This window comes from Pseudomonas sp. GW821-FHT01E05, from assembly GCF_059422425.1.
Genome location: NZ_JBWKWW010000001.1, coordinates 213,199 through 239,163, shown reverse-complemented (window position 1 = coordinate 239,163; position 25,965 = coordinate 213,199). Strand labels below are relative to the sequence as shown.

The 25,965-nt window shown below is 59.9% G+C and carries 22 protein-coding genes; 9 read left to right on the top strand and 13 right to left on the bottom strand.

What is annotated here, in order from left to right; all coding sequences use genetic code 11:
- Positions 1-51 precede the first annotated feature (51 nt).
- Positions 52-1,392, top strand: coding sequence for a hemolysin family protein (locus AC07W5_RS01170; RefSeq protein ID WP_495010461.1), 1,341 nt, complete (start codon positions 52-54; stop codon positions 1,390-1,392).
- Positions 1,393-1,435: 43 nt separating this feature from the next.
- Here the strand turns inward: AC07W5_RS01170 and AC07W5_RS01165 are convergent, their stop codons facing one another.
- From AC07W5_RS01165 to AC07W5_RS01130, 8 genes are all read right to left on the bottom strand, one after another.
- Positions 1,436-2,089 (bottom strand): M23 family metallopeptidase, encoded by a 654-nt coding sequence (locus AC07W5_RS01165; protein WP_495022647.1) that lies wholly within the window; start codon positions 2,087-2,089, stop codon positions 1,436-1,438.
- 200 nt (positions 2,090-2,289) lie between these two features.
- A complete protein-coding gene (locus AC07W5_RS01160) occupies positions 2,290-3,222 on the bottom strand; it encodes a response regulator (RefSeq protein WP_495010463.1) in 933 nt (310 codons plus the stop codon).
- 165 nt (positions 3,223-3,387) lie between these two features.
- Positions 3,388-4,149, bottom strand: a complete 762-nt coding sequence (phoU, locus tag AC07W5_RS01155) for a phosphate signaling complex protein PhoU (protein ID WP_494990943.1) — start codon at positions 4,147-4,149, stop codon at positions 3,388-3,390.
- Positions 4,150-4,221: 72 nt separating this feature from the next.
- Positions 4,222-5,055, bottom strand: a complete 834-nt coding sequence (gene pstB, locus AC07W5_RS01150; RefSeq protein ID WP_494990944.1) for a phosphate ABC transporter ATP-binding protein PstB — start codon at positions 5,053-5,055, stop codon at positions 4,222-4,224.
- Between the two features lie 193 nt (positions 5,056-5,248).
- The gene (gene pstA, locus AC07W5_RS01145) at positions 5,249-6,919 is read right to left on the bottom strand and encodes a phosphate ABC transporter permease PstA (protein ID WP_495010464.1); all 1,671 of its coding nucleotides are present in this window, start codon (positions 6,917-6,919) and stop codon (positions 5,249-5,251) included.
- A 15-nt stretch (positions 6,920-6,934) separates the two neighbouring features.
- Entirely contained in the window at positions 6,935-8,968 is a 2,034-nt protein-coding gene (locus tag AC07W5_RS01140; protein WP_494991180.1) for an ABC transporter permease subunit, read from the bottom strand.
- Between the two features lie 469 nt (positions 8,969-9,437).
- Positions 9,438-10,439, bottom strand: a complete 1,002-nt coding sequence (locus tag AC07W5_RS01135; RefSeq protein ID WP_494990946.1) for a phosphate ABC transporter substrate-binding protein PstS — start codon at positions 10,437-10,439, stop codon at positions 9,438-9,440.
- A 164-nt stretch (positions 10,440-10,603) separates the two neighbouring features.
- A complete protein-coding gene (locus AC07W5_RS01130; protein WP_495022646.1) occupies positions 10,604-11,902 on the bottom strand; it encodes an MFS transporter in 1,299 nt (432 codons plus the stop codon).
- 372 nt (positions 11,903-12,274) lie between these two features.
- Between AC07W5_RS01130 and AC07W5_RS01125 the strand changes: the two genes are divergently transcribed.
- Both AC07W5_RS01125 and AC07W5_RS01120 read left to right on the top strand, forming a co-directional pair.
- Positions 12,275-12,676 carry an acyl-CoA thioesterase gene (locus AC07W5_RS01125; protein ID WP_150640794.1) on the top strand — a complete coding sequence of 134 codons (402 nt, stop codon included), beginning with the start codon at positions 12,275-12,277 and terminating at the stop codon, positions 12,674-12,676.
- A gap of 57 nt (positions 12,677-12,733) precedes the next feature.
- On the top strand, positions 12,734-13,633 hold the full coding sequence (locus AC07W5_RS01120) for a D-hexose-6-phosphate mutarotase (protein ID WP_495022645.1): 900 nt from the start codon (positions 12,734-12,736) through the stop codon (positions 13,631-13,633).
- Positions 13,634-13,706: 73 nt separating this feature from the next.
- Here AC07W5_RS01120 and AC07W5_RS01115 read toward each other — a convergent pair whose 3' ends face one another.
- The 5 genes from AC07W5_RS01115 to AC07W5_RS01095 form a co-directional block, all read right to left on the bottom strand.
- Complete coding sequence (locus AC07W5_RS01115) at positions 13,707-14,243, bottom strand: DUF3299 domain-containing protein (protein ID WP_494990949.1); 537 nt, start codon at positions 14,241-14,243, stop codon at positions 13,707-13,709.
- 223 nt (positions 14,244-14,466) lie between these two features.
- Positions 14,467-14,712 carry a GlsB/YeaQ/YmgE family stress response membrane protein gene (locus AC07W5_RS01110; RefSeq protein WP_494990950.1) on the bottom strand — a complete coding sequence of 82 codons (246 nt, stop codon included), beginning with the start codon at positions 14,710-14,712 and terminating at the stop codon, positions 14,467-14,469.
- 108 nt (positions 14,713-14,820) lie between these two features.
- The gene (locus AC07W5_RS01105) at positions 14,821-15,903 is read right to left on the bottom strand and encodes a 5-(carboxyamino)imidazole ribonucleotide synthase (protein ID WP_494990951.1); all 1,083 of its coding nucleotides are present in this window, start codon (positions 15,901-15,903) and stop codon (positions 14,821-14,823) included.
- Positions 15,904-15,914: 11 nt separating this feature from the next.
- Entirely contained in the window at positions 15,915-16,406 is a 492-nt protein-coding gene (purE, locus tag AC07W5_RS01100; protein ID WP_494990952.1) for a 5-(carboxyamino)imidazole ribonucleotide mutase, read from the bottom strand.
- Between the two features lie 334 nt (positions 16,407-16,740).
- Complete coding sequence (locus AC07W5_RS01095; protein WP_494990953.1) at positions 16,741-17,658, bottom strand: LysR substrate-binding domain-containing protein; 918 nt, start codon at positions 17,656-17,658, stop codon at positions 16,741-16,743.
- 180 nt (positions 17,659-17,838) lie between these two features.
- Between AC07W5_RS01095 and aspA the strand changes: the two genes are divergently transcribed.
- The 6 genes from aspA (at position 17,839) to AC07W5_RS01065 (ending at position 25,959) form a co-directional block, all read left to right on the top strand.
- The gene (gene aspA, locus AC07W5_RS01090) at positions 17,839-19,263 is read left to right on the top strand and encodes an aspartate ammonia-lyase (protein WP_494990954.1); all 1,425 of its coding nucleotides are present in this window, start codon (positions 17,839-17,841) and stop codon (positions 19,261-19,263) included.
- A 499-nt stretch (positions 19,264-19,762) separates the two neighbouring features.
- Complete coding sequence (locus AC07W5_RS01085; protein WP_495022644.1) at positions 19,763-21,214, top strand: alanine/glycine:cation symporter family protein; 1,452 nt, start codon at positions 19,763-19,765, stop codon at positions 21,212-21,214.
- A gap of 97 nt (positions 21,215-21,311) precedes the next feature.
- Positions 21,312-22,316: an asparaginase gene (locus AC07W5_RS01080; RefSeq protein WP_495022643.1), complete on the top strand. Its 1,005-nt coding sequence runs from the start codon at positions 21,312-21,314 to the stop codon at positions 22,314-22,316.
- 212 nt (positions 22,317-22,528) lie between these two features.
- Positions 22,529-23,521 (top strand): AraC family transcriptional regulator, encoded by a 993-nt coding sequence (locus AC07W5_RS01075; protein WP_495022642.1) that lies wholly within the window; start codon positions 22,529-22,531, stop codon positions 23,519-23,521.
- A gap of 296 nt (positions 23,522-23,817) precedes the next feature.
- Complete coding sequence (locus AC07W5_RS01070) at positions 23,818-24,849, top strand: histone deacetylase family protein (protein WP_494990958.1); 1,032 nt, start codon at positions 23,818-23,820, stop codon at positions 24,847-24,849.
- A 12-nt stretch (positions 24,850-24,861) separates the two neighbouring features.
- Positions 24,862-25,959: a polyamine ABC transporter substrate-binding protein gene (locus AC07W5_RS01065; RefSeq protein WP_494990959.1), complete on the top strand. Its 1,098-nt coding sequence runs from the start codon at positions 24,862-24,864 to the stop codon at positions 25,957-25,959.
- Positions 25,960-25,965 lie beyond the last annotated feature (6 nt).

The window sequence follows — 25,965 nt, the reverse complement described above, 5'->3', positions numbered from 1 at the left end:
GCTCGGCAATCCTCTTTCTTTTCGAATATACGGAACCCGCAAAACTCCACCATGGACCCTTCCCCTAGTTTCACCCTCGCCTCACTCTTCGCCGATTTCGGCATGATCCTTTTTGCACTGATCCTGGTTTTGCTCAACGGCTTCTTCGTTGCGGCCGAGTTCGCCATGGTCAAACTGCGCTCGACCCGGGTTGAGTCCATCGCTCACACCAATGGCTGGCGCGGGCAGATCCTGCGCACCGTACACAGCCAGCTCGACGCCTACCTGTCTGCCTGCCAGCTGGGTATTACCCTCGCTTCCCTGGGCCTGGGTTGGGTCGGTGAGCCGGCGTTCGCGCACATTCTCGAACCACTACTCGACGCCGTCGGCGTACATTCCGCTGAAGTGGTCAAAGGCGTGTCGTTCTTTACCGCCTTCTTCATCATTTCCTACCTGCACATTGTGGTCGGCGAACTGGCCCCAAAATCCTGGGCGATTCGCAAGCCCGAGTTGCTGTCGCTGTGGACCGCGGTGCCGCTGTACCTGTTCTATTGGGTGATGTACCCGGCCATTTACCTGCTCAACGCCAGCGCCAATACCATCCTGCGGATCGCCGGCCAAGGCGAACCCGGCCCGCATCACGACCACCATTACACCCGTGAGGAACTGAAACTGATACTGCACTCCAGCCGTGGCCAGGATCCGAGCGACCAAGGCATGCGAGTACTGGCCTCGGCCGTGGAAATGGGCGAGCTGGAGGTGGTCGACTGGGCCAACTCCCGTGAGGACCTGGTATCGATCGAGTTCAACGCTCCGCTCAAGGAAATCCTCGCGCAGTTCCGTCGCCACAAGTTCAGCCGCTACCCGGTCTACGACACCGAGCGCAATGAGTTCGTCGGTCTGCTGCACATCAAGGATCTGCTGCTGGAACTGGCCGCGCTGGACCACATTCCCGAGTCGTTCAACCTCGCCGAACTGACCCGCCCGCTGGAGCGCGTGTCCCGACACATGCCGCTGTCGCACTTGCTGGAGCAGTTCCGCAAGGGCGGCTCGCACTTCGTGCTGGTGGAAGAAGCCGATCGCAACATCATTGGCTATCTGACCATGGAAGACGTGCTGGAAGTGCTGGTCGGTGACATCCAGGACGAACACCGCAAGGCCGAACGCGGCATCCTCGCCTACCAGCCGGGCAAACTGCTGGTGCGTGGCGATACGCCGCTGTTCAAGGTCGAACGCCTGCTGGGCATCGACCTGGACCACATCGAAGCCGAAACCCTCGCCGGGCTGGTCTACGAAACCCTGAAACGGGTGCCGGAAGAGGAAGAAGTACTGGAAGTCGAAGGTTTGCGGATCATCATCAAAAAGATGAAAGGCCCGAAAATCATATTGGCCAAGGTGTTGATGCTCGATTAAGCACAAGGCGGGCGACCGCCTGCGATTTTCTGCTTTTAAACAATCATTGCCTGCCCAACGCAAAGTTGGGCAGCGCCCCTACCGGTTGATTGAACTGAAACGGGATCGACACCAACCCCAGGCCGGTATTGCGCTGCACCACAAAATGCAGGTGCGGCCCGCTGCTGTTGCCGGTGTTGCCTGACAACGCCAACGCGCTCCCCACCGCCACTCGCTGCCCCTCACGAACATTCACCGAGCCTTGCTTGAGGTGCAGATAGACGCCCATGGTGCCGTCGTCGTGCAGCACCCGGACAAAGTTGCCGGAAGGGTCGGTGCCACGCCCGGTCTGGGTATTTTCAGTCTTCACCACTATCCCGCCACGGGCCGCGATGATGGGCGTGCCTTCGGGCATGGCAATGTCCATGGCATAGCGACTCTTGACTGCGAAGTGACTGTATTGACCGTTGGCCCCCTGAGTCAGCCGAAACGGCCCGCCTCGCCAAGGCAGTGGATAACGATAGGCCTGCACCGCCCCTGAAGGGTCACCCAGCGAATAGCGGAACCTTGGGGTATAGACCAACGGCTTGTCGCCCAGCGTTGGCCGGTCGCTGAACGAGACCACGCCGCTGGCGTCGGTGGACTTGTAGATCGTCATGGCCACAGCCGATGTGGTGGCCATGAAAAGACCACAGAAAAACAACAATCGCGCGAGCATGGGCAAGGATCTGTCGACTAAGGCGTGCAAAGCAGCCTATCAGCTGTGATGCACCAGCGAAGTCGTCAGATGTTTCAGAACTGTGCGTTGATTCAGGGAGGATTGTGTTGAATTCAAGGCCGCCATATCGCGGGCAATCCGACTTGCCCGCGATAGACGGTCTGAGCGTCGGAATAGAGATCGATCAGACCCAAAAACGCTTATGCACCCGGCACAAAATGCTTCTGCGCCGTACCGCGAGCGATCAGTCGGGAAATGTAGTCGAGTTTCTGCGCGTCCTGGTCGACAAAGCGGAAGGTCAGTTGCAGCCAGTCGCTGTCCGGTTTCGGCTCGTGGGCGACGACCGCGTGCAGGTAGCCGTTCAGACGCGCCACTTCGGCGTTGTCGCCCTGCTCAAGGTCGAGCACGGCGCTGTCGAGGATTTGCGGCAGGGTGTCGGTGCGTTTTACTACCAGCAGCGCTTCTTTGATGCTCAGCGCCTTGATCACACACTGTTGGGTACCGCTGGGCAGACGCAATTGGCCTTGACCACGACCGCCAGCCGAGGCGCCGGAAGCTGCTGGCGCCTTGACCGGTGGACTGTTGAGCAGACCTCGAGCCGGCGCCTCGGCTGCAGGTTTGGCGAACGGGCTGACCGGGGCAGCAGCCGCCGGAACCACTGCAGCCTTACCGCCGGTCAGCGCACTGAGGGAGTCGTTGCCGAACGCCGAGTTCATTTTGGTGGGGGCGCTGGAAAGCAAGGTGTCGAGTTTACCGACCTTGTTCAGGGCCTGTTTGACCTTGGTCAGCAACTGCTCGTTGGTGAAGGGTTTGCTGACGTAGCCGGAAACGCCGGCCTGGATCGCCTGAACCACGTTCTCTTTGTCGCCACGGCTGGTGACCATGACGAACGGCATGGCTTTGAGGTTGTCCTGTTCGCGGCACCAGGTCAGCAGTTCGAGGCCGGACATTTCCGGCATCTCCCAGTCGCACAGGACCAGATCGAACGCTTCACGGGCGAGTAAGGCCTGGGCTTTCCTGCCGTTGACAGCATCCTCAATCCTGATGCCGGGGAAGTAGTTGCGCAGGCACTTCTTCATCAGATCACGAATGAACGAAGCATCATCCACCACCAACACACTTACCTTACTCATCGACCACCCCTTTAAAAAATCCCGGCAAGCATAACGCTCATCTGATGGCAATTTGCCAAAACTCTTCAGCCACGCCGGTACTTTTTTCGTTCGCGGGTGCTATGAATTCGAAAACCACAAACAAAAACGCCCGACCAAAAGGCCGGGCGCTTTTCTTGGGCAATCTTACTTATCGTCAGGTTTGCCCGGAACATTAGCGCTTTCAGCGCTTGTGCCTTCAACTTCTTCTTTCATGCGTTTGAGGCCCAGGTGACGTACGTCGGTGCCACGCACCAGGTAGATCACCAGTTCCGAGATGTTGCGCGCATGGTCACCGATCCGCTCCAGCGAACGCAGGACCCAGATGATGCTCAAGACCCGCGAGATAGAGCGCGGGTCTTCCATCATGAAGGTCGCCAGCTCACGCAGCGCGGTCTTGTATTCGCGGTCGATGACCTTGTCGTACTGTGCCACCGACAGCGCCAGATCGGCGTCGAAGCGCGCGAAGGCGTCCAGTGCATCGCGGACCATGTTGCGCACCTGGTCACCGATGTGCCGGACTTCGACGTAACCGCGCGGCGCTTCGCCTTCTTCGCACAACTGGATGGCGCGACGGGCGATCTTGGTCGCTTCATCGCCGATGCGCTCCAGGTCGATCACCGATTTGGAGATGCTGATGATCAAACGCAGGTCGGACGCCGCCGGTTGGCGACGAGCCAGAATGCGCAGGCACTCTTCGTCGATGTTGCGCTCCATTTGATTGATCTGGTCATCGATCTCGCGCACTTGCTGGGCCAGACCCGAGTCGGCTTCAATCAGCGCGGTCACGGCGTCGTTGACCTGTTTCTCCACCAAACCACCCATCGCCAGAAGGTGGCTGCGCACCTCCTCGAGTTCGGCATTGAACTGCTGGGAGATGTGATGCGTGAGGCTGTCTTTACTAATCATGGTTGGCGTCCTTGGAGCGTCCGGTAAGGTGCGGTCGACCGCAGCGTTGGTTCAGTGAACGACTGCTGCTTCCTAGCCGTAACGACCGGTGATGTAGTCTTCAGTCTGCTTCTTCGCCGGATTGGTGAACAGGGTGTCAGTGTCGCCGAACTCCACCAGTTTGCCCATGTACATGAACGCCGTGTAGTCAGAAACCCGGGCGGCCTGTTGCATGTTGTGGGTGACGATAACGATGGTGAATTTGGATTTCAGCTCGTAGATCAGCTCTTCCACTTTCAGCGTCGAGATAGGGTCCAGAGCCGAGCACGGTTCGTCGAGCAACAGGACTTCCGGCTCCACGGCGATGGTGCGGGCAATCACCAGGCGTTGCTGCTGACCACCGGACAGGCCAAGTGCCGACTCGTGCAGGCGGTCCTTGACCTCCTCCCACAGCGCCGCGCCCTTAAGCGCCCATTCGACCGCTTCGTCGAGCACACGCTTTTTGTTGATGCCTTGAATGCGCAGGCCGTAAACCACGTTCTCATAGATGGTTTTCGGGAACGGGTTAGGCTTCTGGAACACCATCCCGACCCGGCGACGCAATTCGGCGACGTCTTCACCCTTGCGGTAGATGTTGTTGCCGTACAGATTGATTTCACCTTCCACGCGGCAGCCGTCGACCAGATCGTTCATCCGGTTGAAGGTACGCAGCAGGGTCGACTTGCCGCAGCCGGACGGGCCGATGAAGGCGGTCACGCGCTGCTTGGGAATGTTCATGCTGACGTCGAACAGCGCTTGTTTGTCGCCGTAATACAGGCTCAGGCTCGGCACTTCGATGGCGACGGTTTCTTGCGCCAGACTCAAGCTTTGCTTGTCGCGCCCCAGGGCGGACATGTTGATGCCGTGGCTGTGTGCTTCGTGCTGCATGGGATGCTCCCTACGCTAACAAATTCGATTCAGTTGGCCGCTGGCCTCACGAGGCGGGCCAGCGGTAATGCCGTTCTGTAGGAGCGAGCGGTGCGGCGATCCGACTTGCCCGCGATGCCGCCGGTGAGTTTTAACCGGCTCACCGCGGTGATGCCATCGCGAGCAAGCTTCGCTCCTACAGGGTCGGCGGCGATTAACTATCCAAAGCTTTGTATTTTTCGCGCAGGTGGTTACGAATCGCCACCGCGGACAGGTTGAGCAAGGCGATCACCAGCACCAGCAGCAGCGCCGTGGCGTACACCAGCGGCCGTGCGGCTTCGACGTTCGGGCTTTGGAAGCCGACGTCATAAATATGGAAGCCCAGGTGCATGATCTTCTGGTCCAGGTGCAGGTACGGGTAGTTACCATCCATCGGCAGCGACGGGGCCAGTTTCACCACGCCCACCAGCATCAGCGGCGCCACTTCACCAGCGGCGCGGGCCACGGCGAGGATCATGCCGGTCATCATCGCGGGGCTGGCCATCGGCAGAACGATCTTCCACAGCGTTTCCGCCTTGGTCGCACCGAGCGCCAACGAACCTTCACGCACTGTGCGAGGAATCCGCGCCAGACCTTCTTCCGTGGCGACGATGACTACCGGCACCGCCAGCAATGCCAGGGTCAGGGACGCCCAGAGCAGGCCCGGCGTACCGAAGGTAGGTGCCGGTAGCGCTTCAGGGAAGAACAAACGGTCGACCGAGCCGCCCAATACGTAGACAAAGAAACCCAGACCGAACACGCCGTACACAATGGCCGGAACACCTGCCAGGTTGTTCACGGCGATGCGGATCAGTCGGGTCATCGGGCCCTGACGTGCATATTCACGCAGGTAAACCGCCGCCAGCACGCCGAACGGGGTAACGATCATGGCCATGATCAGGGTCATCATCACGGTGCCGAAAATCGCCGGGAAGATCCCGCCTTCGGTGTTGGCTTCACGCGGGTCGTCGCTGAGGAATTCCCAGGCCTTGTTGAAGTAGAAACCGACTTTGGTCAGCGTGCTCATGGCGTTCGGCTGATAGGCGTGAACCACTTTGCCGATGCCGATTTCCACTTCTTTACCGTTGGCATCGCGGGCCGTGAGGCTGTCGCGATTGAACTGCGTGTGCAGGTCACTGAGCTGCGCTTCGACCGCCTGATAGCGGTTGTTCAGCTCGGCGCGCTCCCCGTCCATATCCGCCTGAGCGGCGGCATCGAGCTTGCCGGCCAGTTCCAGCTTGCGAGCATGCAGACGCAAACGTTCGAGGCCGGCGTTGATGGCACCGATGTCAGACTTTTCGAGGGCTTTGAGTTGCACGGCGAGCTTGTTGACGCGCTCGACACGGGCTTGCAGCTCCGGCCATGCGGCCTCGCCTTCAGCGATGACCTTGCCGTCCTGCTTGACGTTGACCAGGTAGCCGTAGAAGTTGCCCCACTCACGACGCTCGATGGTCATCAGTTCAGCAGGCGTGCTCTGGCTGGTCAGCCACTCGCCAACGATCCAGGTGAAGTCGTTGCCATTGAGGTCACGGTTGCCGACCTTGATCAGCTCGCGGGTCATGAACTCCGGGCCTTGATCAGGTACTGGCAGGCCAGCACTTTTCAGGCGCTCACGAGGCACTTCTTCTTTCTGCACCACTTCGCCGATGACGATGTGATTGGCCTGGTTCGGCACGTTGTAACTGGCGTGCATCAGGTCCGCCGGCCAGAAATGGCCCAGACCGCGCACGGCAATCACTGCCAGCAGACCGAGGGTCATGATGACCGCGATGGACACCGCACCACCGCTGATCCAGACGCCGGGGGCGCCGCTCTTGAACCAGCCTTTTAGGGAGTTCTGTTTCACAGACTTCTACCTTTCTTAAAGCGACGAGTATTTCTTGCGCAGACGCTGACGGATCAGCTCGGCGAGGGTGTTCATGATGAAGGTGAACAACAGCAGCACCAGCGCCGAGAGGAACAGCACGCGGTAGTGGCTGCCGCCGACTTCCGATTCGGGCATTTCCACCGCGACGTTGGCGGCCAGGGTACGCAGCCCTTCGAACAGGTTCAATTCCATGACCGGGGTGTTGCCGGTGGCCATCAGCACGATCATGGTTTCACCCACCGCACGGCCCATGCCGATCATCAACGCCGAGAAGATGCCCGGGCTGGCGGTGAGGATCACCACCCGTGTCATGGTCTGCCATGGAGTAGCACCCAGTGCCAGCGAACCCAGCGTCAGGCCACGCGGCACACTGAACACAGCGTCTTCGGCAATCGAGTAGATGTTCGGAATAACGGCGAAACCCATGGCCAGACCGACTACCAGGGCGTTGCGCTGGTCGTAGGTAATGCCCAGGTCGTGGGAGATCCACATGCGCATGTCGCCGCCGAAGAACCAGGTTTCCATGTACGGGCTCATGTACAGCGACAGCCAGCCTACGAACAGAATCACCGGAATCAGGATTGCGCTTTCCCAGCCGTCCGGAACCCGCAGGCGCAGCGACTCAGGCAGGCGGCTCCAGGCGAACCCGGCCACCAGGATGCCAATCGGCAGCAGCATCAGCAGGCTGAAGATGCCCGGCAAATGACCTTCGACATACGGTGCCAGGAACAGACCGGCGAAGAAACCGAGGATCACCGTCGGCATCGCTTCCATCAGCTCGATCACCGGTTTGACCTTGCGGCGCATGCCCGGAGCCATGAAATACGCGGTATAGATCGCGGCGGCGACGGCCAGCGGTGCGGCCAGCAGCATGGCGTAGAACGCAGCTTTCAGCGTACCGAAGGTCAGCGGCGAGAGGCTCAGCTTGGGTTCGAAGTCAGTGTTGGCGGCGGTCGACTGCCAGACATACTTAGGCTCGTCGTAGTTTTCGTACCAGACCTTGCCCCACAGCGCGCTCCAGGAAACCTCCGGGTGCGGGTTGTCGAGCAGCAGCGGTTGCAGCTTGCCACCCGCCTCGACGATAACGCGGTTGGCTCGTGGCGACAGACCGAAAATACCGGCGCCGTCGACCACTGGTTCAACCAGCAAAGTGCGGTGGGCGGTGCTATGGAACACACCGAGCTTGCCCGAGGCGTCCAGGGCGATGAAACCTTTGCGACGTTCTTCAGCGGTGATTTCAACGATCGGCGTGGTGCTCATCTGGAAGGTCCGAATCTGCTTCAGACGCAGCTCGCCATCCGTGTCGCGGGCCATGAACCACTGGGCCAGGCCGCCTTTGGAGTCACCGATGATCAACGAGATACCGCCCACCAGTTGGGTACTGGCAGTCACTTCGGCATTGCCGTCTTCGAGCAGCTTGTAGCGACCGTTGAGGCTCTTGTCGCGCAGGCTGAACACGTCGGCCTGGGCACGACCGTTGACCACGTACAGCCATTGCTGGCGCGGATCGATGTAGATCGCTTTGACCGTCTCGGTCATTTGCGGCAGTTCGATGCGGGTCTGATTACTGGTGACTTCACCGGTCATCATGTTTTCTTCGCGGGTCAGCGACAGCACATGCAGCTGCGGACCGGTAGAGCCGGCAACCACCAGCGCCGATTCGGTGGCGTTGAGGCTGACGCGCTCAAGGGCGCCGCCCTGCTCGTTCAGCGCGATCGGTGTTTCACCGTACGGGTATTCGATGGCTGGCGAAATGGTCTTCTTGCCATCCGGGTAGCTGACTTTGTAAGTGTGGCGGAACACCAGGGCCTGGCCGTTTGACAAGCCAACTACCACCAACGGATGCCCCGGCTGGTCTTCACCAATGGACGTCACGCTGATGCCGGCCGGAATCGGCAGGTTCACGCGGCTCAATTCAGCACCACTGTCGATGTCGAAGAACAACGCCTGACCTTTGTCGGAAACCCGCATAGCGACCTGGTTCTGCTCTTCAAGAGAGATCATCAACGGCTTGCCGGCGTCTTGTATCCAGGCAGGGGTGATGGCGTCCTTGGCGGTCAAGTCAGCGCCCTGGAACAGCGGCATTACGACGTAACCGAGGAAGAAGAAGATCAAGGTGATTGCGCCGAGGACGGCCAGACCGCCTATCAGCACATACCATTGGGTCAGGCGGTCTTTGAGCGCGCGGATACGGCGCTTGCGTTGCAGCTCAGGCGTATTGAAGTCAATTCGCTTGGGGGGATTGGTAGTCATGGTGGAATTGGCCAGATCATTCATGCGCACACCCTAGCGGTCCTGTATGACAAAAAGATGACAATGCAGTGACGCGACAAATCCGCCGCATAGCAGAGCTGGCAGCGGACCGGAAAAATTGGGGGCGTAGAAGCGAGGCTTGCCCGCGATTCAGTCGACTCGATCTGACTGGATCACCGCGGTGATGCCAGCGCGAGCCAGCATCGCTCCTACAGGTCCGGGCTAAGCCCCCGGACCTAAGGTGTTACTTTTTTACGACTTCACCGCCGCCTTCTTGCAGGCCCAGGTCAGCCAGTGCTTTTGCAGCAACCTTGGCTGGCAGAGGGATGTAGCCGTCTTTCACAACCACTTCCTGGCCCTGTTTGGACAGAACCAGCTTCACGAACTCGGCTTCCAGCGGGGCCAGAGGCTTGTTCGGGGCTTTGTTGACGTAAACGTAGAGGAAACGCGACAGCGGGTATTTGCCGTTCAGGGCGTTTTCTTCGCTGTCTTCGATGAAGTCAGTGCTGCCTTTTTTGGCCAGAGCCACGGTCTTCACGCTAGCGGTTTTGTAGCCGATGCCCGAGTAACCGATACCGTTCAGCGAGCTGCTGATCGATTGTACGACCGAAGCCGAACCTGGTTGTTCGTTGACGTTTGGCTTGTAGTCGCCTTTGCACAGGGCTTCTTCTTTGAAGTAGCCATAGGTGCCGGATACCGAGTTACGACCGAACAGCTGGACTGGCTTGTTGGCCAGGTCGCCGGTCACGCCCAGGTCACCCCAGGTTTTCACTTCGGTTTTGGCGCCGCACAGACGAGTCGAGGAGAAGATTGCGTCGACTTGTTCCATGGTCAGGTGCTTGATCGGGTTGTCCTTGTGCACGAATACGGCCAGGGCATCCACAGCGACCGGGATTGCGGTCGGCTTGTAACCGTACTTCTGCTCGAAGGCAGCCAGTTCGGTGTCTTTCATCTTGCGGCTCATCGGGCCCAGGTTCGAGGTGCCTTCAGTCAGCGCAGGTGGCGCAGTGGCGGAGCCAGCGGCCTGAATCTGGATGTTTACGTTCGGGTATTCTTTTTTGTAGTTCTCGGCCCACAGGGTCATCAGGTTCGCCAAGGTATCGGAACCGACGCTGGACAGGTTGCCCGACACACCAGTGGTCTTGGTGTAGCTCGGGATAGCAGGGTCAACAGCGGCAACCGCATTAGCAGTCGCAACGCCAGCAGCGACAAAAGTCATTGCCGCCATCAAACGCTTCAGTTTCATGCCTTACTCCTAGCAGATAGGGTGAATTGGATCGGGGCCAAGTATCTGTAGGCCGTGTGAACACTCTATGACTGGAATATGACAATTAGATGAAGGTCCGGCATTCGATTAGAAGGCTGGACCTTGAGGGAGAAGGTAAAGCAAACGCAGAGGTGATGCGGGGTTTAGCGAGCTTTACGCCACAGATACAGGCCCACCAACAGGCCCATGCTGCAAATTACTGCAACATAATAGGCAGGACCCATCGTGCTTTCCTTGAGTAGCAGGGTGACGATCATCGGGGTCAGACCGCCGAAAATCGCGTAGGCCAGGTTGTAGGAGAATGACAAACCGCTGAAGCGCACTACGGCCGGAAACGCGTTGACCATCACGAATGGCACCGCGCCGATGGTGCCGACGAACAAACCGGTCAGCGAGTACAGCGGGAACAGCCAGTCAGGGTGGCTGAACAGGCTGTGATAGAAGGTCCACGACGTCAGCAACAGCGCCGCGCTTCCAAACACGAACACCCTGCCCGCGCCGAAACGGTCAGCCAGTGCGCCGGAAGCGACACAACCCAGGCTCAGAAACACGATTGCCAGGCTGTTGGCCTGCAACGCGGTGGTCGCCGAGAAGTGGTAGACCGTCTGCAGTACGGTCGGAGTCATCAGAATGACCACAATGACCCCCGCAGAGAGCAACCAGGTCAGCAGCATCGAAATCACAATCGCCCCGCGATGATCGCGCAGCACGGCGCGCAACGGCACTTCTTCGGCCAGGGCTTTGCGCAGTTGCAGTTCGGCGAACACCGGGGTTTCGTGTAGCCAGCGACGCAGGTACACCGAAAACAGCCCGAACACCCCACCCAGCAGGAACGGGATACGCCAGGCGTAATCGGAGACTTCGGTCGGGCTGTAAATGCTGTTGATCGCCGTGGCGACCAATGAGCCGAGCAGGATCCCGGCGGTCAAGCCACAAGTCAGCGTCCCGCAGGCGTAACCGATGTGCCGCTGCGGTACGTGCTCGGACACAAACACCCAGGCGCCTGGCACTTCACCGCCGATGGCCGCGCCCTGGATAACTCGCATCAGCAGCAAGAGAATCGGCGCCCACATACCGATCTGCGCGTAAGTCGGCAACATGCCCATGATCAGCGTCGGCACGGCCATCATGAAAATGCTCAGGGTGAACATCTTCTTGCGCCCCAGCAGGTCACCGAAGTGTGCCATGACGATACCGCCCAACGGCCGGGCCAGATAACCAGCCGCGAAAATCCCGAAGGTCTGCATCAGGCGTAGCCACTCCGGCATGTCCGCCGGGAAGAACAGCTTGCCGACCACCGTGGCGAAGAACACGAAGATAATGAAGTCGTAAAACTCCAGCGCCCCACCCAAGGCAGAGAGCGACAAAGTCTTGTAGTCGTTGCGGGTCAACGGACGTGCGGCTTGTGCTGGCTGCGCAATGCTCGAGGGCACACTGGTCATGGCAAGGGCTTCTCTTATAGTCGGGTCTGGAAGCCGCAACAGCGCTGGTTGGGGCCTGGCAGGTTTGGCACGATAGCAAATTGTTCGAAAAAGCACATAGATGAGCGCAATTGACGGTCAAAATGAGAACCGGACGGTCGTCGCGAGGTCTACCGATCGATATACTCGCAATCTACGGGTAAACACCCGCACGCAGAGGGTTGCTGTGCGAAAGCGCCGTTGGGCACCAACCAGCCGGTTTCGCAGAGTTTCCCTTTAGTACGCCTTACGAAAAACGTGACGAACGTAGTATGTTCGGGCTGAATCGTTTTTCCCGAGACGGCTATTCACCCGCAGCACACTGTAGAGTCACGGGTCAGAGGCACCCCCGGCATGATAGAGCTCGAACAAGAAGATCCTATTCCGCAAGGCGATCTGGCCCTGCAAATCACCGCGCTTCCTCGCGAAACCAACGGTTTTGGCGATATTTTCGGTGGTTGGCTGGTCGCGCAAATGGACCTGGCCGGCACGGCGATGGCCAGCAAAGTCGCTGGCGGACGCGTGGCAACGGTAGCGATTGATCGCATGGCGTTTCTGGTGCCGGTCGCGGTCGGAGCGCAACTGTCCTTCTATACCCAGGCGCTGGAAATCGGCCGAAGCTCGATCCAGATGATGGTTGAGGTCTGGAGCGACGATCCACTGTCCAGCGAATGGCGTAAAGTGACCGAAGCGGTGTTTGTCTTCGTCGCCATCGATGGCAGCGGCCGGACCCGTTCGGTGCCTCCACGGCGTTAAACTCATGGACCCGTTGCGGGTCCATTGCAGTCATTGTTTCCAAGTGAGATCTGCAGCATGCCTACGCCCAACGTTGAAGCTGTGAAACTGGATGAACTGAACTGCTGGCGCATCCGCCACGGTCAGGCCGAATTGCTGGTGGCCCAACAAGGTGCGCACATCCTCAGCTATCAGTTGGCGGGGCAACCACCGCTGATCTGGCTCAACGATGAGGCCGCGTTCAAAACCGGCAAGAGCATTCGTGCCGGCGTTCCGGTGTGCTGGCCGTGGTTCGGTAATCTGGCGCGCAACCCGCAAAGCGTTCAGGACATGCGCCAGAGCACTGAACCCGCCACCGCCCACGGTTTGGTAAGGGCGATGGACTGGGAGTTGGACGGGATTGAAGCTGAAGGTGAAAACCTGAAGGTTGAATTCGTTCTGCCTCAGCCCGAAGGCGGCTTGCCTGGCTGGCCGCACAAGGTTGATTTGAAGCTGAGCATTCGTCTGGATGAGCAACTGCACATCAGCCTCACCAGCCACAACCAGGGTACTGAAAGCGTGAGTATCAGCCAGGCGCTGCACAGCTACTTTGCAGTCAGCGATGTGCGCAACGTGCACGTCGAAGGACTGGACGGGGTGAGCTATATCGAAACCCTGGACGACTGGAAAACCTGTATTCAGGCCGGTGATTTGCGCTTTGCCGGTGAAACTGACCGCATCTACCTGGATACGCCTGAACAGCTGAACATTGTTGACCCGAGTTGGGAGCGGCGCATTCAACTGACCAGCCGCGGCTCGCGCTCGGCGGTGATCTGGAATCCGTGGATCGAACGCGCCAAACAATTCAGCGACATGGCCGACGATGGCTGGCAGCGCATGCTGTGCATCGAAACGGCGAATGTGATGGATGATGTGATAACCCTGGCGCCGGGGGCGAGTCATACGCTGGGCGTGAGTGTTGCCAGCAAGCCCCTTTAACACCACGAAACCAATGTGGGAAGCGTCGCCCGACCCTTCCCACATTAAATCGGTGCCCAAATGTCTGGCGCTGTTATAGATCCGACTCTTTCACCACCCTAACCTTCGCCGCATCCAGCGCATACGCCGCATCAGCCAGGTCATTGTTGACCTTCTCGACTTTCAGCGTGCCGGTTACCCACAGCGGCGTATAGATATCATCGAGCTTCAAACCCTTCGGATAACGCACCAGCACCAGTTGATTGGGAGGCGGCGGCGGTACGTGGATGCAGGCGCCTGGGTATGGCACCAGGAAGAACAGCGTGCTGCGACCTTTGGCATCCGTTTCCAGCGGCACCGGGTAACCACCGATACGGATGTCCTTGTCGTTCATCGCCGCCACGGTTTTGGTCGAATACATCACCGCAGGCAGGCCTTTACTCTGTTTCAAGCCACCCTTGTCGGTGAATGTCCCATTGGCTTCGGGCGAGTTATGGTCAATTTCCGGCATTTGTTCGAGGGCTTTCTGGTCCGACTTTGGCATCAGTTCGAGCCAGTCGGTTTCCGGCAGTTCGCCGGCATGGGCCAGGCCACTGCCCAGCAGAAGAAGAGTCAACAGAAGACGGCGCATGGGTTTGCTCGGAAAAGGAAGAACAGTGGAACGCCGAGCATTCTAGTGCCCTATTTCGTAACTGCGTTCAACTTTTGACAAGTGAATAGCGTTTTCAGGCAAGGCGCGGCGACGAGTCATAGACTGCTATGGCGAAGAGCTGGACGCGGTCAAAGGTGAACAGTCATTTCGAGACGGGCACCACTCTCCGCGTTCCGCGCAGAGAGGGTTTTTGTCGCTTTAATCAGCTCTTTTTGACCAGGCCGTAGATCACCAGAAGGACGATTGCGCCAATCAGTGCGCCGATGAAGCCCGCCCCCTGACCCGCATGATAGATGCCTAATGCCTGGCCACCATAGGTCGCCGCCAGCGAACCGCCGATACCGAGCAGGATGGTCATGATCCAGCCCATGCTGTCATCGCCCGGTTTCAGGAAGCGTGCCAGCAGACCAACGATCAAGCCGACAAAGATGGTTCCAATAATATGCATGGCATTTCCTCTGTATGAAATGGTTATGCCGAAGCCTAGTCAGCGCTTTGGCATCCTGCCATCAGAGAACGGCGGTGACCGAAGGTTCCCGCCAACCCAAGGGATTTCTTACTCGGCGATCAGCGCTTCGACCTTGAGAATCTGCCGCTCAAGGGTGGCCTTGTCAGCGCAGCGCAGGCTGGCGTGACCGACCTTGCGGCCGACCTTGAACGCCTTGCCATAATGGTGCAAATGGCAATCGGCAATGGCGATGACCTTCTCCACGGCCGGTACTTCACCGATAAAGTTGAGCATTGCGCTTTCGCCGACCTTGGCGGTCGACCCCAGCGGCAGACCGGCCACCGCCCGCAGGTGGTTTTCGAACTGGCTGCACTCGGCGCCTTCGGTGGTCCAGTGCCCGGAGTTGTGGACCCGCGGGGCGATTTCGTTGGCCTTGAGGCCGCCGTCGACTTCAAAGAACTCGAACGCCATCACGCCAACGTAATCCAGCTGCTTGAGCACGCGGCTCGAGTAGTCTTCGGCCAGGGCCTGCAGCGGATGGTCGGTGCTGACCACGGACAGACGCAGAATGCCGTTGTCGTGGGTGTTGTGTACCAACGGGTAAAACTTCGTTTCGCCATCGCGGGCACGCACAGCGATCAGCGAGACTTCGCCAGTGAACGCTACGAAACCTTCCAGCAGGCAGGCGACACTGCCCAACTCGGCGAAAGTGCCCGCCACGTCGGCGGCGCTGCGCAGAACCTTCTGACCCTTGCCGTCATAACCTAGAGTACGGGTCTTCAGGACTGCCGGCAGACCAATGCTGGCCACGGCTGCGTCCAGATCGGCTTGCGACTGGATGTCGGCGAACGCCGGAGTCGGAATCTCGAGGTCCTTGAACATGCTCTTTTCGAACCAGCGATCACGGGCGATGCGCAGGGCTTCGGCGCTCGGGTAGACCGGCACGAACTGCGACAGGAAGGCCACGGTTTCAGCCGGGACGCTCTCGAATTCGAAAGTCACCAGATCCACTTCATCGGCCAGCTGGCGCAAGTGATCCTGATCGCCGTAATCGGCCCGCAGGTGTTCGCCCAGCGCCGCTGCGCAAGCATCCGGTGCCGGATCAAGGAAAGCGAAGTTCATCCCCAGCGGTGTACCCGCCAGAGCCAGCATGCGACCCAACTGGCCGCCACCGATTACACCGATCTTCATCGTCAAAAACCTCAGGCGACGCGTGGGTCTGGATTTTCCAGAACGCTGTCTGTCTGCTCAGCGCGGAATTTCTTCAGCACAGTGTGAAATTGCGGGTGCTTGGCACCAAGGATGCTCGCGGACAACAGCGCGGCATTGATCGCCCCGGCCTTGCCGATGGCCAGCGTGGCGACCGGAATGCCCGCCGGCATCTGCACGATGGACAGCAGCGAGTCGACGCCCGAGAGCATCGACGACTGCACCGGCACGCCCAGTACCGGCAGGTGCGTCTTGGCCGCACACATACCCGGCAAGTGGGCAGCGCCGCCGGCGCCGGCGATGATCACCTCGATGCCACGCGCTTCGGCCTCTTCGGCGTACTGGAACAGCAGGTCCGGGGTACGGTGGGCAGAGACCACTTTCACCTCGTAAGGGATGCCGAGCTTTTCCAGCATATCGGCGGTGTGGCTAAGGGTGGACCAATCGGACTTGGAGCCCATGATCACGCCAACCAGTGCACTCATCGTCGTGCCTCTTCTCTCTGGGCGCCCGCAGGCGCGTCAAAAAACAACAAGCCACGCGGGAAAACCGGCGTGGCTTGTTATACGAATCAAGGCCGGTTAAACCGGCCGAAGGCCGCGCAGTATACCGTAAAGAGACAGATAAACAGACCCCGGTTCGACCATCTGTCATATGGCGCAAAGTGGTGATTTTATTGACTCGAAGGTCAGGGCAATACACCACAAATCCAGTGTGGGAGCGGGCTTGCACGCGAAAGCGGACTGTCAGTCACATTAATGCTGGATGTGCCGCCGTCTTCGCGAGCAAGCCCGCTCCCACATTGGATCTTCGTTGGCTTCAGGATCCTGTTGTGCCTTGCGCCGCACCACCTTCCAGCTTGCGCCACAACAAACGGACGTTGGCCTTGCGCACCAGGGCGCAACGATACAGGCGGATCTCCAGCGGCACATGCCATTGCGGGCCACCACAGACCACCAGCTCACCTCGCGCCAGTTCGGCGCGAGCGCTGAGCTGCGGCACCCAAGCGATGCCCAGGCCTTCCAGCGCCATGCTTTTGAGGCTGTCGGCCATGGCAGTTTCATAGATGGTGGTGAAACGCAGGGCGCGCTGACGCAGGAGCATGTTCACCGAACGACCGAGGAAGGCACCGGCGCTGTAAGCCAGCAACGGCACGCTGGCTTCGCCTTCCAGGTCAAACAGCGGTTTGCCGTCGGCATCGGCGGCGCAGACCGGGAGCATTTCAGTGTGACCCAGGTGCAGCGAGGGAAAGATTTCCGGATCCATTTGCATGGCCGCATCGGGATCATAGAACGCCAGCATCAGGTCACAACCACCTTCGCGCAGGGCATGCACGGCGTCGCCAACGTTGGTCGCAACCAGCCGCGTGGCGATGTTCAAGCCTTCGTTGCGCAGTTGCGCGATCCAGCGCGGGAAGAAGCCCAGCGCCAGGGAATGCGCAGCGGCGACCTGTATCACTTCGCCCTGCCCGCCTTCCAGATGATGTAAATGGCGCAACACTTCGCCGAGCTGCTCGACCACAGTACGCGCGGTCACCAGAAACAACTGTCCCGCCGCCGTCAGTTCGATTGGCGTGCGCGAGCGGTTGACCAGCGTCAGACCCAGTGCCGCCTCAAGACTGCGGATCCGCCGACTGAACGCTGGCTGGGTGACGAAACGTCGCTCGGCAGCCTGGGAGAAACTGCGGGTGGCGGCCAGAGCACTAAAGTCCTCAAGCCATTTGCTTTCCAGATTCATCACGCCCTCCCGGACACGCACCATTTTAGGTCGCACGTTCGACGCCCAAGCGGCGTCACATCGACATTATGCCGTTTATGCATAGGCTAGTGCTTAACAGCATTGGCCGTAAATTGCCCCCAAGCCTAGCATTGGCAGCGTTCCGGCACAGACCGGGTCCATATCGAGATGATTTCTATCATGTCCTCCGCTGCATCTTTCCGCACCGAAAAAGACCTGCTTGGCGTACTCGACGTACCGGCTCAAGCGTATTACGGCATCCAGACCCTGCGAGCGGTGAACAACTTCCGTCTCTCCGGCGTTCCGATTTCGCATTACCCGAAGCTGGTTGTGGGCCTGGCCATGGTCAAACAGGCCGCTGCCGACGCCAACCGTGAGCTGGGTCACCTCAGCGAAGCCAAGCACGCTGCCATCAGCGAAGCCTGTGCCCGTCTGATCCGCGGCGATTTCCACGAAGAGTTCGTGGTGGACATGATTCAAGGCGGCGCTGGCACTTCGACCAACATGAATGCCAACGAAGTCATCGCCAACATCGCGCTGGAGGCCATGGGTCACCAGAAGGGCGAATACCAGTACCTGCACCCGAACAACGACGTGAACATGGCGCAGTCGACCAACGACGCCTACCCGACGGCCATCCGCCTGGGTCTGCTGTTGGGTCACGACGCGCTGCTGGCCAGCCTCGACAGTCTGATCCAGTCGTTCGCCGCCAAAGGTGAAGAATTCAGCCACGTCCTGAAGATGGGTCGTACCCAACTGCAAGACGCCGTGCCGATGACCCTGGGCCAGGAATTCCGTGCCTTCGCCACTACCCTGAGCGAAGACCTGGCGCGCCTGAAAACACTGGCGCCTGAGCTGCTGACTGAAGTGAACCTGGGCGGCACCGCGATCGGCACCGGCATCAACGCCGACCCGCGTTACCAGCACCTGGCTGTTCAGCGCCTGGCCCTGATCAGCGGTCAACCGCTGGTACCGGCTGCCGACCTGATCGAAGCCACCTCCGACATGGGCGCCTTCGTGCTGTTCTCCGGCATGCTCAAGCGCACCGCGGTCAAGCTGTCGAAGATCTGCAACGACCTGCGCCTGCTGTCCAGCGGCCCACGTACCGGCATCAACGAAATCAACCTGCCAGCGCGTCAGCCAGGCAGCTCGATCATGCCTGGCAAGGTCAACCCGGTTATTCCTGAAGCGGTCAACCAGGTGGCGTTCCAGATCATCGGTAACGACCTGGCGCTGACCATCGCGGCCGAAGGCGGCCAGCTGCAGCTGAACGTGATGGAGCCGCTGATCGCCTTCAAGATCTTCGACTCGATCCGCCTGTTGCAACGCGCCATGGACATGCTGCGCGAGCATTGCATCGTCGGCATCACTGCCAACGAAGCCCGCTGCCGCGAACTGGTCGAACACTCGATCGGTCTGGTCACCGCTCTGAACCCGTACATCGGCTATGAGAACGCCACCCGCATCGCTCGCATCGCGCTGGAAAGCGGCCGCGGCGTGCTGGAACTGGTGCGCGAAGAAGGCTTGCTCGACGAAGCCATGCTCGACGACATCCTGCGCCCGGAAAACATGATTGCTCCGCGTTTGGTGCCTCTGAAGGCCTGACCAACGCCGGCTCTCAAGGCATAGCACTGCTCACCAGGATGAGGGACTAGACACCTCTCACCTTTTGAGGGCTTGGAGATTACTCTCCAGGCCCTTTTTTTTAACTTGTTTGCAACAACGCAGAACCTGTGGGAGCGAGCTTGCTCGCGATGAACGATGACGCGGCTTTCCTGAAAAACCGCGGTGCCGGCATCGCGAGCAAGCTCGCTCCCACAAGAGCCTGACGCCATAAAGTCGGGTGTTTCAAGGCTTCGTTTCAGCGCTTGCACCACAACTGTGCAGACGGACGCCGCACTGATAGGTATAGTGCCGCCCCTCTTCGCGTGAGCGGTCGTCAGTAACGAGGCCCAACCCCATGCGAAACCCGAACTAATAACAACCTGCGAAATGGAACAGGACCAACCTTCGCCTCACCTATTGTGCCGTGCGCAATCGGGTGTAATGCGATGTGTCGGACCGACCAGCATTTGCCTACACAAAAAACAGCGAGGAAAACTCCATGCTCGAAGTCATCAACGACTTCCTCTCAGGGAAAGTACTGATCGTGCTCATTGTCGGGCTCGGTAGCTACTTCACGATCCGCTCGCGTTTCGTCCAGTTGCGTCACTTCTTCCACATGTTCGCGGTGTTCCGTGACAGCCTGCGCAGCAGCGCCGGTCAACTCAGCTCCTTCCAGGCCCTGATGCTCAGCCTCGCCGGCCGAGTCGGCGCGGGCAACATTGCCGGTGTCGGCATCGCCGTGACCCTGGGTGGCCCGGGTGCGGTGTTCTGGATGTGGGTGACCGCGCTGGTCGGCATGTCCAGCAGCTTCTTCGAATGCTCCCTCGGCCAGCTCTACAAGCGCTGCGACTCCGAAGGCCAGTACCGTGGCGGCCCGTCCTATTACATCCAGCATGGCCTGCAGAAACGCTGGTTGGGCATGATCATGGCCTTCCTGCTGCTGGTGACCTTCGGTTTCGCCTTCAACGGCCTGCAATCCCATGCCGTGACCCACTCGCTCAATAACGCCTTCGGCCTGAACACCACCTACACCGGGCTGGGCCTGGCAGTGCTGCTGGGCCTGGTATTCATCGGTGGCATCAAGCGTATCGCCAAGGTCGCTGACCTGCTGGTTCCGGTGAAGACCCTGGTGTACATCGGCGTGACCCTCTATGTGATCGTGCTGCAATTCGACCACGTGCCAGCCATGCTGATGACCATCGTCAAAAGCGCCTTCGGTCTGGATCAAGCCTTCGGTGGCCTGATCGGTAGCGCGATCATCATGGGCGTGAAGCGCGGCGTTTTCGCTAACGAAGCCGGTCTGGGCAGTGCGCCTAACGTTGCCGCTGTCGCGCAGGTCGAGCACCCGGTCGCACAAGGCGTGGTACAAGCGTTCAGCGTGTTCCTGGATACCTTCGTGATCTGCACCTGCACCGCGTTGCTGATTCTGCTGTCAGGCTTCTACACCCCTGGTTTCGAAGGTGACGGCATTGCCCTGACCCAGAACTCCCTGGCGGCGGTAGTCGGTGACTGGGGCCGGATGTTCATCAGCGTCGCGCTGGCGTTGTTCGTGTTCACCTCGATCCTCTACAACTACTACCTGGGCGAGAGCAACCTGCGCTTCTTGATCGGCGACAACCGCAAGGTGCTGGTCGGCTATCGCGCATTGGTATTGGTGTTGATCTTCTGGGGTGCGATCGAGAACCTCGGCACCGTGTTCGCCTTCGCCGACATCACCATGACGTTGCTGGCCTTCGTTAACCTGATCGCGTTGTTCCTGCTGTTCAAGGTCGGCATGCGCATCCTGCGTGACTACGACGACCAACGCGCCGCAGGCATCAAGACACCAGTGTTCGACTCCAGCAAGTTTGCGGACCTGGATCTGGACCTGAAAGCCTGGCCAGCCAATCCGCCAGCACCGGCCACTCAAGCCCAGGCAACACCTGCAGTCGCGAGCGCAGCGCAACGCTGATCGCCAAACCGGGCGCAATCCATTGCGTCCGACGTGACACACCGCACGGTCAGCGTCATGCTCGACCGTACGGTGTACTCGTCCAGGAGATTCCCACATGAACCCCGCAACTTACCCCGCAGCACAGCACGTCATGGTGCTCTACACCGGTGGCACCATCGGCATGCAAGCCAGCGCTCACGGCCTGGCCCCAGCTTCCGGTTTTGAAGCACGGATGCGCGACTACCTCCACAGCCAGCCAGAGCTGGTAGTGCCGAACTGGCGCTTCCGCGAAATGGCCCCGCTGATCGACAGCGCCAACATGACACCTGCCTATTGGCTGCGTTTGCGTGAAGCGGTCATCGATGCAGTCGACGTACAGGGCTGCGACAGCGTGCTGATCCTGCACGGCACTGACACCCTCGCTTACAGCGCCGCGGCCATGAGCTTCCAGTTGCTCGGCCTGCATGCGCGGGTCGTGTTCACCGGCTCCATGCTGCCGGCCGGCGTGACCGACAGCGATGCCTGGGAAAACCTCGGCGGAGCGCTGGTTGCACTGGGCCAAGGCCTGGCGCCGGGAGTGCATTTGTACTTCCACGGCGAACTGCTGGCGCCGACCCGTTGCGCGAAAATTCGCAGCTTTGGTCGTCATCCGTTTGCTGCGCTGCAACGTAACGGTGGCGTGGCCAAGGCGCCGTCAGTTCCCGCTCAGCTGCAATACGATCAGAGCAAGCAACTGGCCAGGGTTGGCGTGCTGCCGTTGTTCCCCGGCATTGGTGCTGAACAACTTGATGGCCTGCTCAATAGCGGCATTCAAGGACTGCTGCTCGAGTGCTTCGGCAGCGGCACCGGGCCAAGCGACAACCCAGAGTTCCTCGCCAGCCTGCGACGAGCGCAGGACAAGGGCATCGTAGTGGTGGCGATCACTCAGTGCCATGAAGGCGGGGTTAAGCTGGACGTCTACGAAGCTGGCAGCCGGTTGCGCGATGCTGGCGTGTTGTCGGGTGGCGGCATGACTCGTGAGGCGGCGTTTGGCAAATTGCATGCGCTGTTGGGTGCAGGGCTTGAGACGGCCGAGGTTCGGCGTTTGGTTGAGCTGGATCTGTGCGGCGAATTGAGCTGATAACACGATCCCGTAGCAGCTGGCGGAGCCTGCGTCCGGCCGCGTAGCAGTCGTAAAGCCTGCTATCACGTTCTTCAGAATGAACGCGTCTGCCGGACTACGACCGCTACGCGGCCGGACGCAGGCTCCGCCAGCTGCTACCAGGTCTTCGCCTACCAACCCCCTGCGGCACACAACTTGCTCGGCTCCAGCATCCCCAGCCGGAACCGAGCATGCTGCACTCCCATCTCACGACCCTCAACGCGGTCTCACTGGTGCTCAGCACCTTCAAGGCTGAAGGTCTGTCCAGCGAAGCCCTGTTGGCCGGCAGCGGCATCAGTGCGACAGATCTGAGCCGTGCCGACACGCGAATCACCACTAATCAAGAAATGCAGGTTTGCGCCAATGCCGTCGCGCTCAAGCGCGAGATCGGCCTGGAGCTGGGCCGGCGCATGCATGTCTCTTCCTACGGCATGCTGGGTTATGCCCTGCTCACCAGTGCCACCTTCGGTGACGCTTTGCGTCTGGCGCTGCATTATCCGGCGCTATTGGGAACACTTTTCGAGTTGAGCCTCGAGGACGATGGCGAGCGCATCTGGCTCACGGCCGGCGACTATCGGGAAAACCCGGCGCTGGCGGAGTTCAACACCGAGTTCTGCCTGGTCTCGATGAAGGTCATCTGCGACGACCTGCTCGGCCACCCGCTGCCATTGCTCGGTGCCCGCTTCGAATATCCCGCACCGGACTACCAGACCCGCTACACCGAGCGCTTCGACTGCTCCTTGCAGTTCGATGCCACGGCCAATGGCTTTGCCTTCGACAAGCGGTGGCTCGACCAACCGTTGCCACTGGCCGACACCATTACCCACCAGGCCATGGCCGAGCGCTGCCGCAAACAGAACACCGAATTCACCGGACGTCAGGCCTGGCTGGGGCGAATCCGCCAACTGCTCGCCACGCAACTCAACGCTGCACCGGGACTTGAGGGCTTGGCCGAGCAAATGAACTGTTCGGCGCGCACTCTGCGCAGGCATCTCAAGGATCTGGGGAGCAGCTATCAGGAGCTGCTCGACGAGCTGCGCTTTGAGCGGGCCAAGCAAATGCTCCGCGAAGATCAGTTGCCGATTTACCAGATCGCCGAAAACCTGGGTTTCAGCGAAACCGCCAGTTTCCGCCATGCCTTCGTCCGCTGGAGCGGCGTTGCGCCGAGTCAGTTCCGGCCCTGAACCGAAGATCGCAGTCTGCGGCAGCTCCTATGGGCGACGATCGTTCCCACGCTCCCGCGTGGGAATGCAGCCCGTGACGCTCTGCGTCGCAGCCGAAGCAGACGCAGACGCAGAGCGTCCAATGAGACATTCCCACGCAGAGCGTGGGAGCGATCATGTCTCCCGCGCCATTCAGGGGCGAATTTCGGACAAACAATTTGGCCATATCGATCCCCTTTTGGCCGCTCCTGCCGTTCTCTCAAACTCCGTGCGCCGCAAGACTGTGAGCAACCGAATCAGCCTGCGGAGAATAAGAAATGCTGACGATCTACTCGGATGATCACCACCTGCACCACGGCCGTTGTGAATTGATGGACGGGCAACTGATGCCCTGCTTCGAAATGCCCTCGCGCGCCGATCACGTTCTGCAGCGGGTCCAGTACCGCAGCCTGGGCCCGGTGCAAGCACCGCAGGATTTCGGTTTGGGGCCGATCCAGCGGATTCACTCCAGCGAATATCTGGACTTCTTCAAAGGCGCCTGGCAGCGCTGGACCGAGTTCGGTCGCGAGGGTGACTTGCTGCCCTACACCTGGCCGGCCCGCACCTTGCGCAGGGTGATCCCGAAAAGTCTGCATGGCCAACTCGGCTATTACAGCTTCGACGGCGGCGCGCCGATCACCGCCGGCACCTGGCAAGCCGCGTACAGCGCAGCGCAAGTCGCGCTCACAGCCCAGGCGGAGATCCAACGCGGCGCTCGCAGTGCTTTCGCCCTGTGCCGACCACCGGGACACCACGCTGCCAGCGACTTGATGGGCGGTTACTGCTACCTGAACAACGCGGCCATCGCCGCTCAGGCGTTCCTCGATCAAGGCCATAAAAAGGTTGCCATCCTCGACGTCGACTACCACCACGGCAACGGCACCCAATCGATTTTCTATGAGCGCAGCGACGTGCTGTTTGCCTCGATCCATGGCCACCCGCAAGCCGAGTTTCCGTTCTTCCTCGGTTACGAAGACGAGCACGGAGAAGGTGCTGGCGAAGGTTTCAACTTCAACTACCCGCTGGCCGCCGGCAGCGGCTGGGACAGCTGGAGCGCTGCGCTGGAACTGGCCTGCAAAGAGATCGAAAGCTACGGCGCCGATGTCGTGGTGGTTTCTCTGGGCGTCGACACCTTCAAGGACGACCCGATCTCCCAGTTCAAGCTCGACAGCCCGGACTACCTGCGCATGGGCGAACGTATCGCGCGTCTCGGCAAGCCGACGCTGTTCGTGATGGAAGGCGGTTACGCGGTAGAAGAAATCGGCATCAACGCCGTGAACGTTCTCGAAGGTTTCCAAAGCGCCCAATGAGGAATTAGAACAATGAACAGACTCAAGCGTTTTATCGCTCCAGCCCTCTGCGCCACAGTGCTCAGCGGCGCCGTACATGCTGAAGACCGCACCTTGCGGGTCTACAACTGGTTCGATTACATCACTCCCAAAACCCTCGAAGACTTCAAGGCCGAGACCAAGGTCAAACTGATCTACGACATCTTCGACACCAACGAAGCGCTGGAAGCCAAGCTGCTCACCGGCAACTCCGGTTATGACGTGGTGGTGCCGTCCAACGTGTTCCTGGCCAAGCAGATCGAAGCCGGGGTGTTCCAGCCACTGGACCGCAGCAAGCTGCCGAACTGGAACCACCTCGATCCCAAGCTGATGAAGCTGATCGAAGCCAACGACCCCGGCAACAAATACGCCGTGCCCTACATGTACGGCACCATCCTGATCGGTTTCAACCCGGACAAGATCAAGGCCGCGCTGGGCGACAACGCGCCGGTGGACAGCTGGGACCTGATCTTCAAGGAGGAGAACATCAGCAAACTCAAGCAGTGCGGAGTCGCTCTGCTCGACTCGCCGTCGGAGATCCTGCCGCTGGCCCTGCAACACCTCGGCCTGCCGCCCAACAGCACCAAGCCTGCAGACTACGCCAAAGCTGAAGCGCTGCTGTTGAAGATTCGTCCGTACATCACCTACTTCCACTCCTCCAAGTACATGGCCGATATCGCCAACGGCGACATCTGCGTCGCGGTCGGTTATTCCGGCAGCTTCTCCCAGGCCGCCAACCGCGCCAAGGAAGCCAAGAATGGTGTCGTCGTCGATATGCGCCTGCCCAAAGAAGGCGCGCCGATCTGGTTCGACATGCTGTCGATCCCTAAAGGCGCCAAAGATCCGGAGGACGCTTACACCTTCATCAACTACCTGCTACAACCGAAAGTGATCGCGCCAATCAGCGACTTCGTCGGCTACCCGAACCCGAACAAGGACGCCACCGATCTAGTCGACCCGGCGATCCGCACCAACCCCAACCTGTACCCGACCGAAGCGGCGATGAGCACGCTCTATACCCTGCAACCCTTGCCGCGTGATGCGGAGCGGGCACGTACCCGAGCCTGGACCAAGATCAAGTCCGGGACCTGAACCGAA